The following is a 16,946-nucleotide window of genomic DNA, read 5'->3' as shown; positions in this document are numbered from 1 at the left end:
AATCAAAATCAACCATTGATTGCACGTAAGTGCAAACCATCATGTGAGAAAAGCTATGAGCGATAACGATCGCAAAAATCTACACGAAACAAAACACGATCATGAACACCATGATCCTTTAGAAAGGCTTACGCGCATTTTTAATCCGCACAAACAAAACGGAAACCAAAATGAGCAATCTTCTTTAAAAACAGATCGATCAACATCTCATCCCGAAACATCATCCCATGATGATGATTTTGATTTGTCCTTTCTAGAAGAGGAACTTGAAAATAATTTAGCACATGACTTACCGTTTGATGATCAAAAAAAACAATGGGACTTGCATGCAACCAGCAACGCAACAGCCTCAAATATTGCACAAGCTGCTTCTTTCAACCATTCAAAACAAAATAATTTATCTGAAGAGAAATATTCTTCACCTAGCAGTCATGATGAAGAACAAATTTTAGATGCGCTTTCTCCATTACCAATCCCAAAGAATCAATCACCTCAACAAAAAACAACAGCAACCAGTGCTGATCCTTTTCTTGAAAAAAGTAATCTTATGTCACAATCAGAATCAGAAAATTTCTTTTTTGATAAATCTGAAAAGCACGAAAATAAGAGAGAGATGCCAGAAGATGTTGAACAAACCAATCGTTTTTCACAAATAAATTCACAACAAACTGAGACTACGAATATACAAAAAACTTATGATGACAATCAAAACCTCTATGACACTCCTATAAACTATCCCTATAAAATTTCAGCTGATCAAGAAAATTGGATTAAAAAAGATTATCCTGATGTCTCCTCTTCTACAGAGGAAAATGAGTTTCTCTCATCTTCTAATCTTGTGTCAGAAAGACAAAACACTGCAAGAAATCAAACAAGAAGTACCTTCTCCTCACCTTTAGATTCTCCACCAGTTGATAGACAATCTTATTTAAAGGGGGCTTCACAAGAAGATCATACAACCAATTATCCCCATTTTTTTGCAGAAAACCCCTCACAACAAGAAACTTATGGCGAAAAAGTTCCGATATATGATGAGTCTCGAGCCCAATACATCAATAACGCCGAAGGTGCCTCTAACCCAAATAGAGAAATTTCATATAATGAAAATAATTTAGATGAGTTTCTTTCCTCACCCCCCTCTTTAAATACAAAACAAACGGATGGCTTTTTTGCCCATAACTATACGCACAGAGATACTCCCCCTCCCAATGTTGATACTTATACATTTTCAGAGGAAATCGTAGAAAAAACTGGTCCTATTATGGTTCCAGAAGTCCCGTATGAAGCGCCAGAATATGATGTGCCAACTAGTGGTGGTTTAGAAGAAGAATTTGCTGATGTACTTAATGTAGGAAATGTCCCAACGGATAATTTTTCTCAAAAACAACAGAAAAATGAGGTTTTTAGTGAAGTTTTTCATCAGTCTATGCAAAATTCAAAAGAAGGTGTTTATATAAACTCTAAAGAACAAAATTCCGACTATTTTTCTTCTGCCAATATGGAATATAATTTTCCCCCTTTTAGCGAGAATTCATCATATACAAGCTCAGATGAGGTTCCCACGCATCCACCAGCTCCTCCTCCCTTAAAAAGTTTTATTTTTAGTAAAACTTTCGTTAAAGGTATTTTTATACTTATTTTAATAGGAATTGGGTTTGCTGGTTATTCGCATTTTTTTATGCCATCACAAAAAAATGAAGAAACGGTCATTATCCACGCTGATAATGCGCCTTTTAAATTCAAACCAGAAACAACTGAACCGAAAAATGATGTTGCACATAATTTAGATATCTATAAACAAACAACTGAACAAAATGAGAAACAAGAAAACACACAACAATTTCTTATTGATAACTCTGAACAACCTGAAAATTTAAAAGAATTAAATCCTGAAGAATCTTCCAACGCTTCATCTTATTCTTTAAATGAATCTGATGTTGAAGATGCAGTCACAGAAGCCATAAACCATACTATTCCAATGCGAGAAGTACAAACTGTTATTGTCAATCAAGATGGTACAGTTACACTAGCCCCCGCGCGTCAAACAAAAAGCAAAACTGCTGCTCAATCTGAAGAAAGCATTGATCAAGCTTCTAATGAACTTCAAGATTCGTCCCTTGTTTCGTCGCATGATTCTGATATAAACGACCAAGAAAGAGATCATGATCTCAAAAATAATATTGATAAAATAATCGCAGAAAATAATTCTAGCTCAAATATTGAAGAAAAATTTATCCCTATCCCTTCTCATGCAGAAAGAAATACACAAGTTGAAACACCAGCCGCGTCTCGCCCCATATCACGAAACAGAGTCGCAGCACAAAATTCAGAAAGTTATTACGTACAACTTGCATCTCAACCAACGTATGAGCTCGCTAGAAATTCTTTAAAAAATATGAAATCTAAATTTGGATTCCTTATCGGTACCCGTTCTTTAAATATTCAATCCGCTTTTATACCAGGAAAAGGCACTTATTACCGTGTTCGGATTCAAACACAAGACCGTAATGAAGCCATAATCCTTTGTGAAACCATTAAAAGTTCTGGAGGAAGTTGCTTCATCACGCGCTAAATAAATAATGCAACGGTTATTAAAACCGTTGCATTATTTATTTCCATACCATTTAATTACTTATCAAAAACTTCAGAAATTAAAATCGTCTAATCTTTTTTATGTCTTTGCGCTGACTTTATTCTTTAGTCTACGTCGATTTTCGTCCTATCTAAAAGATTATATTTATAAAAAATCACTCCGTACCCTTATAAGTATAAGGTACAGAAGGAAGCGAATTTAAATCTTTTTTGGGCGTTGTTACGCTTTGGCTTGTTTCTGGAGTATTATAACGCGAACTATGTTCAGGAGATTTTGCAAAAAAAGATCCTAAAAAACCAAAAACAAACCAGAGAATAACGACCGCAAGAAGAATAGCAAAAATACCCTTAGCAATTGAAACACGTTGTTCACTATCTCTTCTTTCTGCTGCCATACGTTCTTCATATGTGTAATAATTTTTATCAATCATAGTAGATTCCTTTTCTCAATTCCCTTACCTTTTAATTTCTAGAAAATATGCATATATGAAATTATTCAGATACTTATTGTGAGAAAACGATAATTATAGAAAAAAGTTCCAGCTTACTTCATAAAGTTGAGAAAAAGAGGCGAGAGTAGAATTAAAATACCTACCATACCTTTGAATTCTATAATAAACTCCTTTATGTTCTATAATAAAACATTGACACAAAGGTTTTGTTAATAATAGAGTTATAATCAAAATATTTCATTATTTTTATTAATAAAAATGAAACATACTCAAAAGGTTTTTTATGAAATCTCCTATATCGTCGCTTCCCTTTAAAATAGAAAAACACCCATCTCCTCTGTCAGAAGAAAAATGTGAAGAAATTTTAAAAAGTCCCGGTTTTGGTCAATTTTTTACAGACTACATGTGTACTATTCAATGGACTGAAGACAAAGGCTGGCATAATGCCATCATTTCTCAATACAAAGCTTTAGAAATTAACCCTGCAAGTACCGTTTTACATTACGGACAGGAAATTTTTGAGGGTTTAAAAGCATATCGCGCAAAAGATGGACGCATCTTGCTCTTCCGTCCTGATGCCAATGCACAACGCTTTATAGAATCAGCGAGGCGTTTAGCTATGCCAGAATTGCCAAAAGATATTTTTCTGGATGCCGTTCATCAATTAGTAAAAATTGATCAAAAATGGGTTTCTGATCAGCCCAACGCTAGCCTCTATATCCGTCCATTTATGTTTGGCAATGAAAACTTTTTGGGAGTCCGCCCTTCTCAAGAATATCTTTTTTGTGTCATAGCCTCTCCAGTTGAATCCTATTTCAAAGGAGAAGAAAAATCTGTCAGCGTCTGGATTGAAACAGATTATAGTCGTGCCGGTCCAAGAGGAACAGGAGCTGCCAAATGTGGTGGAAACTATGCAGCAAGCTTACTTGCACAAAAAACTGCAACTGAAAATAATTGTAGCCAAGTACTTTTCCTTGATATGATTGAACATAAATGGATTGAAGAACTTGGTGGTATGAATGTCTGCTTTATTATGGACAATAATACACTTGTAACCCCCCCACTTAATGGAACTATCCTTCCAGGGATAACCCGTGATTCAATCTTAAGGTTAGCTCAACAAATGGAATTAAAAATAGAAGAGCGTCCTTATTCTTTTGCAGCGCTTCAAGAAGATGCAAAGAGTGGACACCTTAAAGAAGTTTTTGCTTGTGGTACAGCTGCCGTTGTCACATCAATTGGTCGTTTTAGGTATAAAGGGGGAGAATTTATTATTGGAAATGAAACAGTTGGAGAAGTTACAAAGCAGCTTCGTACACAATTGGTTGGCATTCAAAAAGGGAACATAGAAGATAAAAATGGCTGGGTACATTCTGTCCAGCTCTCATAATAATAAGGTATTCTCATATCTATAAACGCTTCCATGAAAGTAGATTCATGGAAGCGTATTTCCTAGAAAAACTCCCTCTATTTTTAGTGACAAAAAAAGAAAGCATTAATCAAATTTCGAATGATTTCTATGCTTTGCTTTAATATTACGGACTGTACCCGTATGGGAGCGCATTACGAGAGTTTCCGTTTGAATGTAACGAGATGTAAATTTAACACCAGAAAGCATATTGCCATCTGTCACCCCTGTTGCTGAAAACAAAACATCACCCTTTGCCATTTCTTCCATTGTATAAACCTTATTGGGATCACTAATCCCCATTTTAGCTGCACGAGCAATTTTCTCTTCTGTATCAAGCAGCAAACGACCTTGCATCTGTCCTCCAATGCAGCGCAAAGCAGCAGAAGCTAAGACACCTTCAGGTGCTCCACCAATCCCCATATAGATATCAATACCTGTTTCTTCTGGATCAGTTGTATCAATAACAGCAGCCACATCTCCATCCCCAATCAAGCGAATCGACGCCCCTGTCGCTCGTACTTCATTAACCAATTTTTCATGACGAGGTCTATCCATAATACAAACAACAATCTGATTAACAGTCACTCCTTTAGCCTTCGCAAGAGCATGTATATTATCGGTAGGACAAGCATCTATATCGACTACTCCCTTTGGATAACCAGGACCAATAGCAATTTTGTTCATATAAACATCAGGGGCATAAAGGAGATTACCCTTTTCAGCAATTGCAACTACTGCCAAAGAATTGGCAATATTTTTAGCACAAAGTGTTGTTCCCTCTAGTGGATCAAGTGCAATATCGATCGCCAATCCACTTTGAAGACCTACTTTTTCTCCAATATAAAGCATAGGCGCTTCATCCCGCTCACCTTCGCCAATCACCACTGTACCATCAATAGGCAATCGATTAAGTTCCTGCCGCATTGCATCTACAGCAGCTTGATCCGCTGCCTTTTCATCGCCACGTCCGCGCCAGCGTGCAGCAGCAACAGCAGCACGTTCAGTAACACGTACCAATTCAAGCGTCAAAATACGATCAAGTCCATTTAAAATCTTCTGAGTTGTGGGCATATGAAAAAATCCTACCGAATGAATACCAGAAAAAATATGAGTCCTTATTAAATACTAAGAATAAAGTTTTTTGGCAAAAATGAAAATTTTCCACAAGAGATAAAGGAACCCAAGCGTGACTTTTGTCATTATCAAGATAAGTTATCAATTCTCTGCCATAGGTTCAATACGAATAAATTGAGATTTTGCAACAAGATGTCCATCTTTTTCAATTTCTGCAAGTGCCTGTCGTACATTCACCTCTGTTGTTTCATGCGTAATTAAAATAATTGTTTTTTCAATTTGATCTTCTACAAAAGATCTTTGAACAATCGACTCCAATGAGATGTGATTATCAGCCATATGCCTTGCGACCGCGGCAAAAACACCAGTACGATCATGAACATTTAAACGAATAAAATAACCACCTGCATGATGCGAAATACGTGCTTTTTTATGAGGAGCAAGTTCTAATGCTGGGCGTCTTAAAACAGGTGCATACTGAAAACCAGAACGCGCTTTTGCTATATCAGCCAAATCACCAATAACGGCTGATGCTGTTGCCTTTCCTCCGGCGCCAGGACCAGAAAACAGTAATTCACCTAATAAATCACTTTGAATAGAAAGAGCATTGGTCACACCATTTATCTGTGCAATCATTGAGGATGTTGGTACCATTGTTGGATGAACGCGTTGCTCTATTCCAGAATCCGTTTTTAATGCAACCCCTAAAAGCTTAATCCGATACCCCAATTCATCAGCTGCTCGAATATCAATTTGCGAAATATTATGAATTCCTTCAACATAAACATCATCTAACGAAACAGCAGTCCCAAATGCCAAGCTTGTCAACAAAGCTAATTTATGAGCAGTATCATTTCCCTCAATATCAAAACTTGGATCTGCTTCAGCATACCCAAGTCTCTGTGCATCTGCTAAACAATCTTTAAATGAAAGACCTTCCGTAAACATACGTGTTAATATATAATTACAGGTTCCATTGAGAATACCATAAATTCGCGATATGCGATTACTAACAAGTGATTCTCTCATCGCTTTGATAACAGGAATTCCCCCTGCAACAGCTGCTTCAAAATGAAGAAAAACACCCTTTTTTTCTGCAATTATAGCGAGCTCTACTCCATGTCGAGCAAGAAGAGCTTTATTGGCTGTTACAACATGATGTCCCGCCTCAAGCGCTCTCTTAACAGCGGTATACACCACATCCAATTCACCACCAATTAACTCTACAAAAACATCAATCTCATCAGAAGCAGCCAACTCCACAGGTGAATCAAACCATTTTATACCACTAAGATCAATTTCACGATTGCGACCTTTATCACGCGCACTAACAGCAACAACTTTGATGAATCGTCCACATTGACAAGCTAAACTATTCGCTTTTTCACATAGAGTTCGAACAACTGAAGTACCAACTGTACCAAGTCCCGCAACACCAACTTTTAAAGCTTCTGCCATTATTAACCACTGATCCCTATCTTCATTGAAAAATCGTTTAAATGATGTGCCAATCAACACAAAAAGTACTTATGTTCATAAGAACAAAAGAAATACCCTGCTCTATTCATTCATTTTCTCTAATAGAATTATCCCCGCTTGTTCAATCAACATTCCTAAAAATATAATATTTATTGTCTTCAAAGCTTTCAGAATCTTTATAAAATAGCTAATTCAGAATGAAAATCTGTAAAACTTATAAATACAAGTTTCCATAAAGAAAAGTTCTAAAAATAATCAATAACAAGTTAAAGAATATTGAAGACTTGGTAAGAAATAATAAAAAAATCTCTTCTAAATCAACAAGTATGGAACAAAAAACATTCTTTCATATGATAAATTAAGGGAATGGACAAAATAAAGTAGATCAGTAAATGATAACACATTCCTTCCTACCATTCCATAGCTTTAACTATAAATCTTTAATGCAAAAATCTTAACGCACTCATATATCAAAATAGAACCTTACATTAAAGTAAAAAACAAGACTTGATATGTGTACATCATAATTCTGAAATATTATAAATATGGAGAATAAATTTGCAAAATTCGAATATTTTATCTCAACTTATTACCACCTCTTTTTATTACCACCTCTTTGCAAAACTAGCGAATTGAAATGACAAAAAACTCAATTTACCCTTTATCCACGCTAATTCATTTTCAAATCAAGAACTTCTCAATATGTGAAAGAACAAATGAATGGTTTTTAATTTTAAAAATTTTACAGTCATGTAAAAGTAAATATAAGAAAATTATTTTTTAATATATTCTGTAAAAATTGCTTTAATATTTTTATTGTAAAGAATCTTTTTATATTTTGTTAAACTGAAAGGAATCTGTGGCTTGTTCCTCAAAAAAACTTTTGTATGATTGGTATTATTTGTTAATTTGGTAATAAATATTGTCTTGCCACTTCATAAATTATACAGTTTTTGCTTTATGATAAGCTCAAATGAGAAGTCTTTCTGTATAAAGGCTCTTTCAAGCAAGTTAAATAATATTCTCATGTGGTGAGCAAAGATAACAAACAATAAAATATGCAAAAAATAAATACATTAAAAATGCTGCTTTTGATCATTTTTGCCTACTCCTCAAACTGAAAATATCATTCCCTGAGATGATACCCACATCAAAATTTTCTATCAATCATGATAACTTTATATTTTTTCTACAAAAAATCTTAGAAAATAAAATGATCCAAACAGGAATCGCTCAAAAGTTATTCAATAAAACACACTTTTTTCAAAAAAAATGACACAGAGGGCTTGCGAAGTAAAAAGATCCTCTCTATAAGCCTCATCATTGGTTTGCGCCCATCGTCTAGCGGTTAGGACATCGCCCTTTCACGGCGGAAACAGGGGTTCGATTCCCCTTGGGCGTACCATGTTTCTTTTTTCTATGTGTAATATATTCATTTTATTTGTTTTTTTTAAAATGAGGGATGCATAAATAAAAATGAGGGAATAAGATTTTAAAAGGAATCTCTTCGTAAAAAGGATACAAGAATCATTAGGTGATTAATTTCTTTGTTGCATTTCGAGGATAGTGCTTTACTGCACACAGTTAATAACAATAAGAATCGATAAAACATAAGAATTAGAAGATTCTAGCTCGCGATACGGTAATTTATAAGTCATATTTTTGCGTCTGTTGTTAATTTTTAAATTAAAACCAGCCGCATTATTTATACGTTTTTTCCAACCTTCAAAATTGAAGTTTCTCCCAAACGCATTTTATATGAAGCATTTCTAATTACAGTGCCTTTGTTATCACATTAAACTTTTTATAAACAAACAGACCATAAGTTTAGAATTGAAATAGCAATATAAAAATAGTTTCTTATTCACCTAACACAACAAATCAAGAAACTATAATTCAGAATACGATCAACTTATTAAATGGAATCTCTGATAATAAAGATGCATAATCCCTGTCCCCCGGTGATCTAACTACCTTATCTATTAAACAGATTCTTCATCAATCATAGAATAATTATAGATTTGCAAACACATCACTTCTTTTCAAAAATTAAACCCTCCAACAAAATTTTACACTCTATTGATAATATATTCTAAAAGCTCATATTTGAATGCTTTTTTCCCTTGTTTTTACTTTTCATTATAAACTTGAAAGTGTTATACAAGTAGTATCGCTTAAAAGAAAAAGGATTTCTAATGTTAAAGATCAAAGTAGAAAACCCCGTTGTTGAACTTGATGGGGATGAGATGACCCGCATCATCTGGAAATATATCAAAGATAAATTAATCCATCCCTACCTCGACATTGATCTAAAATATTATGATCTTTCCGTCGTAAATCGTGATGCAACCAATGATCAGGTAACTATCGATTCTGCCAATGCTATCAAAAAATATGGGGTTGGTATAAAATGCGCAACCATCACACCTGATGAGGCACGCGTTAAAGAATTTAACCTAAAAAAAATGTGGAAATCACCTAATGGCACAATCCGCAATATTTTAGGAGGAGTCATTTTTCGCGAACCCATTATCTGTAAAAATGTCCCTCGCCTTGTTCCTAACTGGACAAAGCCAATTATTATCGGACGTCACGCTTTCGGTGATCAATACAAGGCAACAGATTTTAAATTTCCAGGAAAAGGGAAATTAAGTATTAAATTTGTCGGTGATGATAATCAAATTATTGAACATGATGTTTTTGATGCTCCAAGCGCAGGGGTTGCCATGGCTATGTATAACCTTGATGAGTCAATTCGTGATTTTGCCCGCGCATCCTTTAATTATGGACTACAACGGAATGTTCCAGTTTATCTTTCAACAAAAAATACCATTCTAAAAACTTACGATGGTCGTTTTAAAGATATCTTTCAAGAAATATTCGATATGGAATTTAAAACTGAATTTGAAAACCGTAAATTATATTACGAACACCGTCTTATTGATGATATGGTTGCTTCTGCATTAAAGTGGTCAGGTGGATACGTATGGGCATGTAAAAACTATGATGGTGATGTCCAATCTGATATTGTTGCCCAAGGCTTTGGTTCTCTGGGTCTCATGACTTCTGTTCTCATGACACCTGACGGCAAAATTGTTGAAGCAGAGGCAGCACACGGCACTGTAACACGCCATTATCGTCAGCATCAAAAGAATGAAGAAACATCAACGAACTCTATTGCATCTATTTTTGCATGGACGCGTGGACTAGCGCACCGTGCTAAACTAGATAACAATGAGAAGTTAAAAAACTTTTCCACGACATTGGAAGAAGTTTGTATTAAAACCGTCGAAGAAGGTTTTATGACTAAAGATCTCGCACTTTTGATTGGGCCTAAACAAAAGTGGCTTTCTACAACAGGTTTCCTCGATAAAATTGATGAGAATCTCAAAAAAGCAATGGGCAATTAAGTTATTACTTAAATTAAAATTCAAAGCTCTAAACAGAGCTTTGAATTTCTCTTGGCAAATTCAAAGAAGTACCTTATAAGTAAAAAGAGGATAAATTTTTATTAAATAGCAAAAAACAGTGAAAAAACAGGGCTGGTCTGCGCTTTTATTGGGTAAAAATGGTCTTTGCTTTTTAACGTTTACAGGTGGAGTTGTGTTACACGCCACCAACGTTTATATTGTTATTACTATTTTACCCTCTCTTATGAATCATATTGGCAGTGAAATATATTATTCTTGGGTAGCTACTGTCTTTATTACAGCTTCACTCGTGGGTACTTCACTTGCAACAAAAATATTAGGGAAATTAGGTCCTCGCAATGCGTATGTTATTTCTGGACTTATCTTCACCCTAGGTACTTTTATGTGCAGCATTTCTTCATCTATGCCATTGTTTTTAATAGGACGCTTTATTCAAGGATTTGGAAGTGGTTCTTTGTTATCCCTATCCTATTCCATGGTACGGATTGTTTTCAGCCCATCTTTATGGTCACATGCATTAAGTATTATCTCTGGAATGTGGGGAATATCAACCTTGTTAGGACCAGCAATCGGGGGGCTTTCTGTATATTATGGCCTATGGCGAGCATCCTTTTTGGTCATTGGCGTATTAGCTATATTTTTCTCACTCATCGCCTTTAAATTTTTACCAAAAAAGAATGAAAACGATGTTCCAACACCCCCTCTTCCTCTTCTCCAGCTTTTCATACTCACCTTATTGATTTTTATTATTTCTGTTGGAGGGGCTATGGAGTCTACAATAGCAAAAATTTGCGGATTAGTTATCGGACTTAGTCTTCTCTTTGTTCTAGCAAAAATCGAATCATCTACCCCTCATCCTATGTTGCCCCGCAAATCCTTTTCTTTCTCTTCTGAAATCTTTTCTGTTTACGCATTGATACTTGTTATGACAACAGTCGTATACAGTATAGAACTTTATTTTCCACTTTTTCTTCAAGAGCTTCATGGGCAAGCTCCACTTATTGCTGGTTATATAGCAGCACTTATGAGCCTAGGGTGGACATGTGGAGCCATCTCAAGTGCTGGTGTCTCCACAAAAAAAATTCGCAACATCATTGTATACTCGCCCCTATTAAAACTGTTAGGCATAGTGATTCTTTTATGGCTCATCCCAACAGAAGTTTCTGCGCTTAAATATATTTTTATTATTTGCTTAGCACTGTTTTCTATTGGAATCAGTGCGGGCATAGCATGGCCACATTTGCTCACAAGGATCTTACAATGTGCAAATGATGAAGATGCTCTCCGTGCCAGTGAATCCCTTACCTCTGTACAACTATTTTCAGCGGCCTTAAGTGCAACTCTAGCAGGAGTCATCACCAATCTTGCTGGTCTCTTTAATCCTGGAGGAACAATAGGAATGATCTTAGCAGCAAAAACTCTTCTTATAGTGCTCATGGGTCTTTTATTTTGTCTTGCTATTCCATTAGCACTGCGCATTTCTTACTGCATATTAAAAAACCCAACAGGACATTCCAATAACTAAAAATAAATATAAAAATTCCTTCTTCATTTTAAAAATGAAAAATATTAAGCATGCTTTTCCATATACCATGAGACGCAAAAAACCATTAATCCACACAAAGTTAGAACACTTCCTAAAACAGCTGTATATTCATAATTATAACCCAATTTTAAAACTAATGCTCCAGATTCTGCACCAAGAGCGTTGGCAATATTAAAAGCAGACTGCATTAATGCTCCTGCCAAAATCTGTCCCTGTAGTGCAACATCCATAATTTTTGTTTGTATAGAAGGCATAGCAGCAAAAGAAGTTCCAACAAAAAAGCATCCTATTGCCGCTGTTAACGGAGCATAGGATAAAAAGAAAAAAACAAAAAAAACAAATACGCTCCAAAGCATAGACAAAAATATCATCGGCGAAATACCAATTTTAACGGCCAATTTAGGCCCCAAGAGATTTCCTACCACCATACCCAATCCAACTAACGGCATGATAAATGGTACCAACTCAAGTGAAACACCAGAAATATGCATTAACGTTGGCTTGATATAAGTAAAAACAGAAAATAATCCTGACGCTCCCACCGAAACCATCAACAAAAGAAGCCACACCTGCTTTTGCTTTAATGCACCCATTTCTTGCAAAGGATTCGTTTTTGGAAAAATTGAATCACAAGGAAAAAAATTCCAAATAAGCAAGCTACACAATAAAGCAATCATACCCACAAGGATAAAAGCAATCTGCCAACCAATAAGTTGACCAATCCAAGTAGCACTTGGTGCTCCCAAAACGGTTGCAATTGTTAAGCCGAGCATAACATATCCAACAGCTTTAGAACGTTCTTTCATTTCTACCATTGAAGAAGCAACCATAGCCGCAAGTCCAAAATAGATTCCATGGGGAAGTCCACTGAGAAAGCGTAATACTACTAATATGCTAAAATCAGAAAAAAAGGCACTAGCAATATTTGCTAAAGCATAAAAAAGCATCAATCCTATCAAAACAGTTTTGCGTGATACCTGAGCTGTTGCCACAGCTAAAAGAGGTGCTCCAATCACAACTCCTAATGCATAAGCAGAAATATATTGACCAGCGGTAGGAATATCAACATAGGAACTTCTTGCCATCTCTGGCAGTAGCCCCATTGCAACAAACTCTGCAGTACCAATAGCAAAACTGCCCACGGCAAGAGCTAAAATTATTAAACGTCGTATTCTCGAATCAATTCCCAATACAAGAACCTTTTGTTGATAAGAATCCCTCATATCATCACTTCTGAATAGGAGTTTTAACTGTAAATATCTGTAATACACACAAACAAAAATTCAAAACATTGTTATACGCATGCCCAATAGTCCCCAATAAAGTTTTAGAAATATTTTGATATATAAAGCATTTTATGGAGTTTTAAGTAAGATTCTTTAATGGAAAATCTTTGAAAACCTCAAGATCATAGACGTATTCACCTATTTCTATCAGATCTACCAGATAATAAAATTTGTCTCCTCTTTTTAGCCGTTGAAATTTACAGTGAAAAATTTATTTTACAACGATATACTATACCCTATAAATAATTCTAAAATTTGCTGAATAATGCATTTCAAACAAGTGAACAATATCTCATCATTATCTTGATACAAAGATAAAACCTCTCCCCCAATTATTGTTGCTTTATTTTTGCTATCTAAATGCAGATTCCCCAAATCGATAAGCTATAATTTCAACTCTAGGCCATTCTTATAAATTATTATAGAGTCTTTTAAAAATTCTCATGATAATAGTGCTTGGTTTCTAGATTTATTAAATATCCTCTTTTAGGCATCTTTCCCCCTCCTTCACAGAGGAATCGCATCAGATATCTAACTCACTATCTGTAAATTAAAATATTCACGTAAATATATTATTGATTATTTTCAGATAAATTCTATAAACAAATTATAAAATAAATATAATAATTTTTATTTCAATATATCTATTGATATATTATAATTATTGTGATTAATTTTTAATTTATTATGACATAATATATATAGTTTTATAATATTAATAATATTAAATAAATCTATTTTAAATAAAATTTATATATAAAAACTTAAAAAATAAAATTATAATATTTTAAATTTTGTAATTTTATTTTAGCTTTATTTTAATTTTCTAAAAATTTATCTGTTCGATTGTATATAATCCATTCTTTACCTTTAGTAATAAAAAACACCAAGTAGCTCATAAAAGTACAATTTTCATACTTCTTTAAGAGTTCGCTAACGCCTCATTAACATTGTTGCTGTAAACAGTCATCAGAAACAGAAAAACTGTTTTTCTCCGGATCAGGTAGCGCGTACCGGAGTAACAGTTTCTGTTTTATATAGTAATTAGAAAAGAATATGTGCCCTTATAAGACCGCACTGTTATATCCTAAGATAGTGAAATTTTATAATTTTGGAAGATGTTTCTAATTTCATATTTTTAACTAAATTTGTAAGTGCGAGAATAAATTCAATAAAAAAATGAGGTGCTATATTACGATTAATATTTTAGCGTCCTTGTGCCCATAGAGCACACGTTTCAGCGCAAAAATCAGCATAACAGCCTTCCTCAATGGCATCACGAATTCCCTGCATAAGTTGTTGATAATAAAAAAGATTATTCCAAGTCAACAACATCCCCCCAAGAGATTCACCAGATTTGATCAAATGATGCAAATAAGCACAACTATAATCATGTGCTGCTGGACAAAGTGACTGTGGATCAAGAGGATGTGGATCTTCTGCATAACGCGCATTACGCAAATTAATTCTACCAAAGCGGGTAAAAGCTAAACCATGACGTCCTGCACGCGTTGGCATAACACAATCAAACATATCAACACCACGTGCAACACTTTGTAAAATATCATCAGGTGTCCCTACTCCCATAAGATAGCGTGGTTTATCCTCTGGTAAAATCGGACAAGTAGTATCCAATACTGCTGTCATAACACTCTGCGGCTCACCAACAGCAAGCCCTCCAATAGCGTAACCTTTTAAATCGATTTCTTTTAATGCTTGAGCAGAACGTTCACGCAGTTTCATATTATCACCACCTTGAACAATCCCAAACAATGCTTTATCTGGCTGATCTCCAAAAGCTGTTTTACAACGCAACGCCCACCGCAATGAAAGTTCCATAGCTTCTTCCATTTCTTTTTCAGTTGCTGGTAATGCAATACATTGATCCAACTGCATCTGGATATCAGCACCAAGAAGTCCTTGAATTTCGATAGAACGCTCTGGACTCATTTCATAGTAAGCTCCATTAATGTAAGAGCGAAAAATCACACCTTGTTCAGTAATTTTACGGATTCCCGCCAATGACATAACCTGAAAGCCACCAGAATCGGTTAAAATAGGTCCGCTCCAGCGTGAAAATTCATGTAATCCTCCCAAACGCGCAACACGTTCAGCTCCTGGACGTAACATTAAATGATAAGTATTTCCCAAAATGATATCTGCACCAAGATCACGAATTTGATCCATATACATAGCCTTAACGGTTCCTGCCGTCCCAACAGGCATAAATGCGGGTGTACGAACACATCCTCGCCCCGTTATAATTTCGCCTCGACGTGCATACCCATCTTGAGCAATTTTTCTATACTGAAATGTCTTTATCATAACTCTCGTCTTTTTGATTCCACCAATGCATATCTCTATAGAAAGAAAAAAGATATCCCCTACGAGCATTGTCATAAGCTTTATGAATTAATTTTTGATTCGCTCAATATTGTAATCAGCATCAAAAATTAAACGAGATAAAAGAACATTTCTTGTTAAGAAATCACCATAATAAAAGTAATAATCTAGCTCCAAAAAAATAGTAAAATCCTTATAATACCATACCTCAAAATACCTACGCTTAACGCACTAAAGCCTTAACAGAACTGCAAAATTATTATCACAATAATTTCATCTTCACATACTTCCATAAGCAGTAACTTTGTACCCATAGAAGAAAATTCTGAATGCATTGTACAGCTTACAATATTCTTTAACTTTTACAGATAAAAAATTTTTCATCTACTGAATACAGCGATCCTCACGCTTAATAAAAGCGCAAATGAGCATAATCACTTATCCACTCACAATATTGAGATAGCTCTTGGCATTTAAGATAATTCACAAAAGAAATTAACGTGTAAATAAAAATACTTAAAAAAACTAAAAATGCTTTTTGTAAAGATTCTCAAATACCAAAAGCTCTATCGTAACATTAGAGGCTGAAAAAACGTATGATGGTACCTGCTTGTTCCTTCACAAGCTTTAAAGAAGGTAGTGCATAATAGATTTTATACTATTTATAGCTTTAAAACTATACACGCCATGAAGGTCATCGTGGAAGTGAATGTTGATATGCACTAAGAAATGCTTCTTAAAAACACGTAAATAAGCAACACAAGTGTATTCCGTTTGGAGCATTCCTCTATTAAAAAACGAGAAAAATAAAAGCGTAAGTCCATGCATAATCTTCATTATTTAAAAGATATTGCATTAGATACTTTTAAAAAAGTAAAGCTGCATTAAAAAGGAGATGGCAAGACTAGCCATTTGTTTCACTTCTGCGCCTTTATTATATTCTTCTAAGATTAATTCTTATTTTAAAGATTACGATAATATATAAATGCTGGTTTTCCACCTTACTAGGAAAACTGGATGAGCTAGTAAAGCTCTTATCCGTCTTAATATGTGTTTCAAATATGCTTCTGCATTAGGATTGAATGTTGATTTACGAGCAGAAACAAAAGCACACGCTCTCTTAGGAAAGTAACATCATAAAACCATTAAGAGCGGCAATGGATTGAAGAGAAATGCCGAATTTTTTATAAAACACTTTGCCAAACAACAACCATAATACAATAGACTTTGCGTTTTCTTATTCTGACAGGTATTTGTACAAATCCTTTGCGTTATATTCTTCAGGAAGATCCAATTGAAGAAAATATATGGACAATGCTTAGCTCGAAATTA

The 16,946-nt window shown here is 34.7% G+C and carries 9 protein-coding genes and 1 tRNA gene; 5 read left to right on the top strand and 5 right to left on the bottom strand.

Translation table 11 applies throughout. The features are described 5' to 3' along the window. The first annotated feature begins 55 nt into the window (after positions 1-55). Positions 56-2,572: an SPOR domain-containing protein gene (locus tag ACFINU_RS02275; RefSeq protein WP_375617773.1), complete on the top strand. Its 2,517-nt coding sequence runs from the start codon at positions 56-58 to the stop codon at positions 2,570-2,572. Positions 2,573-2,747: 175 nt separating this feature from the next. Here the strand turns inward: ACFINU_RS02275 and ACFINU_RS02270 are convergent, their stop codons facing one another. After that, positions 2,748-3,023 carry a hypothetical protein gene (locus ACFINU_RS02270; protein ID WP_375617772.1) on the bottom strand — a complete coding sequence of 92 codons (276 nt, stop codon included), beginning with the start codon at positions 3,021-3,023 and terminating at the stop codon, positions 2,748-2,750. A 304-nt stretch (positions 3,024-3,327) separates the two neighbouring features. Here ACFINU_RS02270 and ACFINU_RS02265 point away from each other — a divergent pair, with 304 nt between their 5' ends. Continuing rightward, entirely contained in the window at positions 3,328-4,434 is a 1,107-nt protein-coding gene (locus ACFINU_RS02265; protein ID WP_375617771.1) for a branched-chain amino acid aminotransferase, read from the top strand. A 105-nt stretch (positions 4,435-4,539) separates the two neighbouring features. Here the strand turns inward: ACFINU_RS02265 and glpX are convergent, their stop codons facing one another. Together glpX and ACFINU_RS02255 are read right to left on the bottom strand one after the other, a co-directional pair. Beyond that, positions 4,540-5,526 carry a class II fructose-bisphosphatase gene (gene glpX / locus ACFINU_RS02260; protein WP_375617770.1) on the bottom strand — a complete coding sequence of 329 codons (987 nt, stop codon included), beginning with the start codon at positions 5,524-5,526 and terminating at the stop codon, positions 4,540-4,542. Positions 5,527-5,670: 144 nt separating this feature from the next. Further along, complete coding sequence (locus tag ACFINU_RS02255; RefSeq protein ID WP_375617769.1) at positions 5,671-6,987, bottom strand: homoserine dehydrogenase; 1,317 nt, start codon at positions 6,985-6,987, stop codon at positions 5,671-5,673. A 1,351-nt stretch (positions 6,988-8,338) separates the two neighbouring features. On the opposite strand from ACFINU_RS02255, the gene ACFINU_RS02250 reads away from it, so the two are divergent. From ACFINU_RS02250 to ACFINU_RS02240, 3 genes are all read left to right on the top strand, one after another. Then, positions 8,339-8,413 (top strand) — tRNA-Glu (locus ACFINU_RS02250). A gap of 790 nt (positions 8,414-9,203) precedes the next feature. Next, on the top strand, positions 9,204-10,418 hold the full coding sequence (locus ACFINU_RS02245) for an NADP-dependent isocitrate dehydrogenase (RefSeq protein ID WP_375617768.1): 1,215 nt from the start codon (positions 9,204-9,206) through the stop codon (positions 10,416-10,418). Between the two features lie 118 nt (positions 10,419-10,536). Beyond that, positions 10,537-11,964: an MFS transporter gene (locus ACFINU_RS02240; RefSeq protein ID WP_375617767.1), complete on the top strand. Its 1,428-nt coding sequence runs from the start codon at positions 10,537-10,539 to the stop codon at positions 11,962-11,964. A 44-nt stretch (positions 11,965-12,008) separates the two neighbouring features. Here the strand turns inward: ACFINU_RS02240 and ACFINU_RS02235 are convergent, their stop codons facing one another. Together ACFINU_RS02235 and tgt are read right to left on the bottom strand one after the other, a co-directional pair. Next, positions 12,009-13,208: an MFS transporter gene (locus tag ACFINU_RS02235; RefSeq protein ID WP_375617766.1), complete on the bottom strand. Its 1,200-nt coding sequence runs from the start codon at positions 13,206-13,208 to the stop codon at positions 12,009-12,011. 1,269 nt (positions 13,209-14,477) lie between these two features. After that, positions 14,478-15,596, bottom strand: coding sequence for a tRNA guanosine(34) transglycosylase Tgt (gene tgt / locus ACFINU_RS02230; RefSeq protein WP_375617765.1), 1,119 nt, complete (start codon positions 15,594-15,596; stop codon positions 14,478-14,480). Between the last annotated feature and the right edge of the window lie 1,350 nt (positions 15,597-16,946).

Origin of the sequence: Bartonella sp. AC130YNZD (assembly GCF_042196865.1) — a bacterium.
GTDB lineage: Bacteria > Pseudomonadota > Alphaproteobacteria > Rhizobiales > Rhizobiaceae > Bartonella.
The sequence above is the reverse complement of the archived record's forward strand: the minus strand, read 5'-3'. Positions and strand labels throughout refer to the sequence as shown.

Excerpts from the sequence above, each read along its gene's own strand:
- ACFINU_RS02275 (WP_375617773.1), top strand. The coding sequence starts at position 56 with ATGAGCGATAACGATCGCAAAAATCTACACGAAACAAAACACGATCAT.
- ACFINU_RS02270 (WP_375617772.1), bottom strand. The coding sequence starts at position 3,023 with ATGATTGATAAAAATTATTACACATATGAAGAACGTATGGCAGCAGAA.
- ACFINU_RS02265 (WP_375617771.1), top strand. The coding sequence starts at position 3,328 with ATGAAATCTCCTATATCGTCGCTTCCCTTTAAAATAGAAAAACACCCA.
- glpX (WP_375617770.1), bottom strand. The coding sequence starts at position 5,526 with ATGCCCACAACTCAGAAGATTTTAAATGGACTTGATCGTATTTTGACG.
- ACFINU_RS02255 (WP_375617769.1), bottom strand. The coding sequence starts at position 6,987 with ATGGCAGAAGCTTTAAAAGTTGGTGTTGCGGGACTTGGTACAGTTGGT.
- ACFINU_RS02245 (WP_375617768.1), top strand. The coding sequence starts at position 9,204 with ATGTTAAAGATCAAAGTAGAAAACCCCGTTGTTGAACTTGATGGGGAT.
- ACFINU_RS02235 (WP_375617766.1), bottom strand. The coding sequence starts at position 13,208 with ATGAGGGATTCTTATCAACAAAAGGTTCTTGTATTGGGAATTGATTCG.
- tgt (WP_375617765.1), bottom strand. The coding sequence starts at position 15,596 with ATGATAAAGACATTTCAGTATAGAAAAATTGCTCAAGATGGGTATGCA.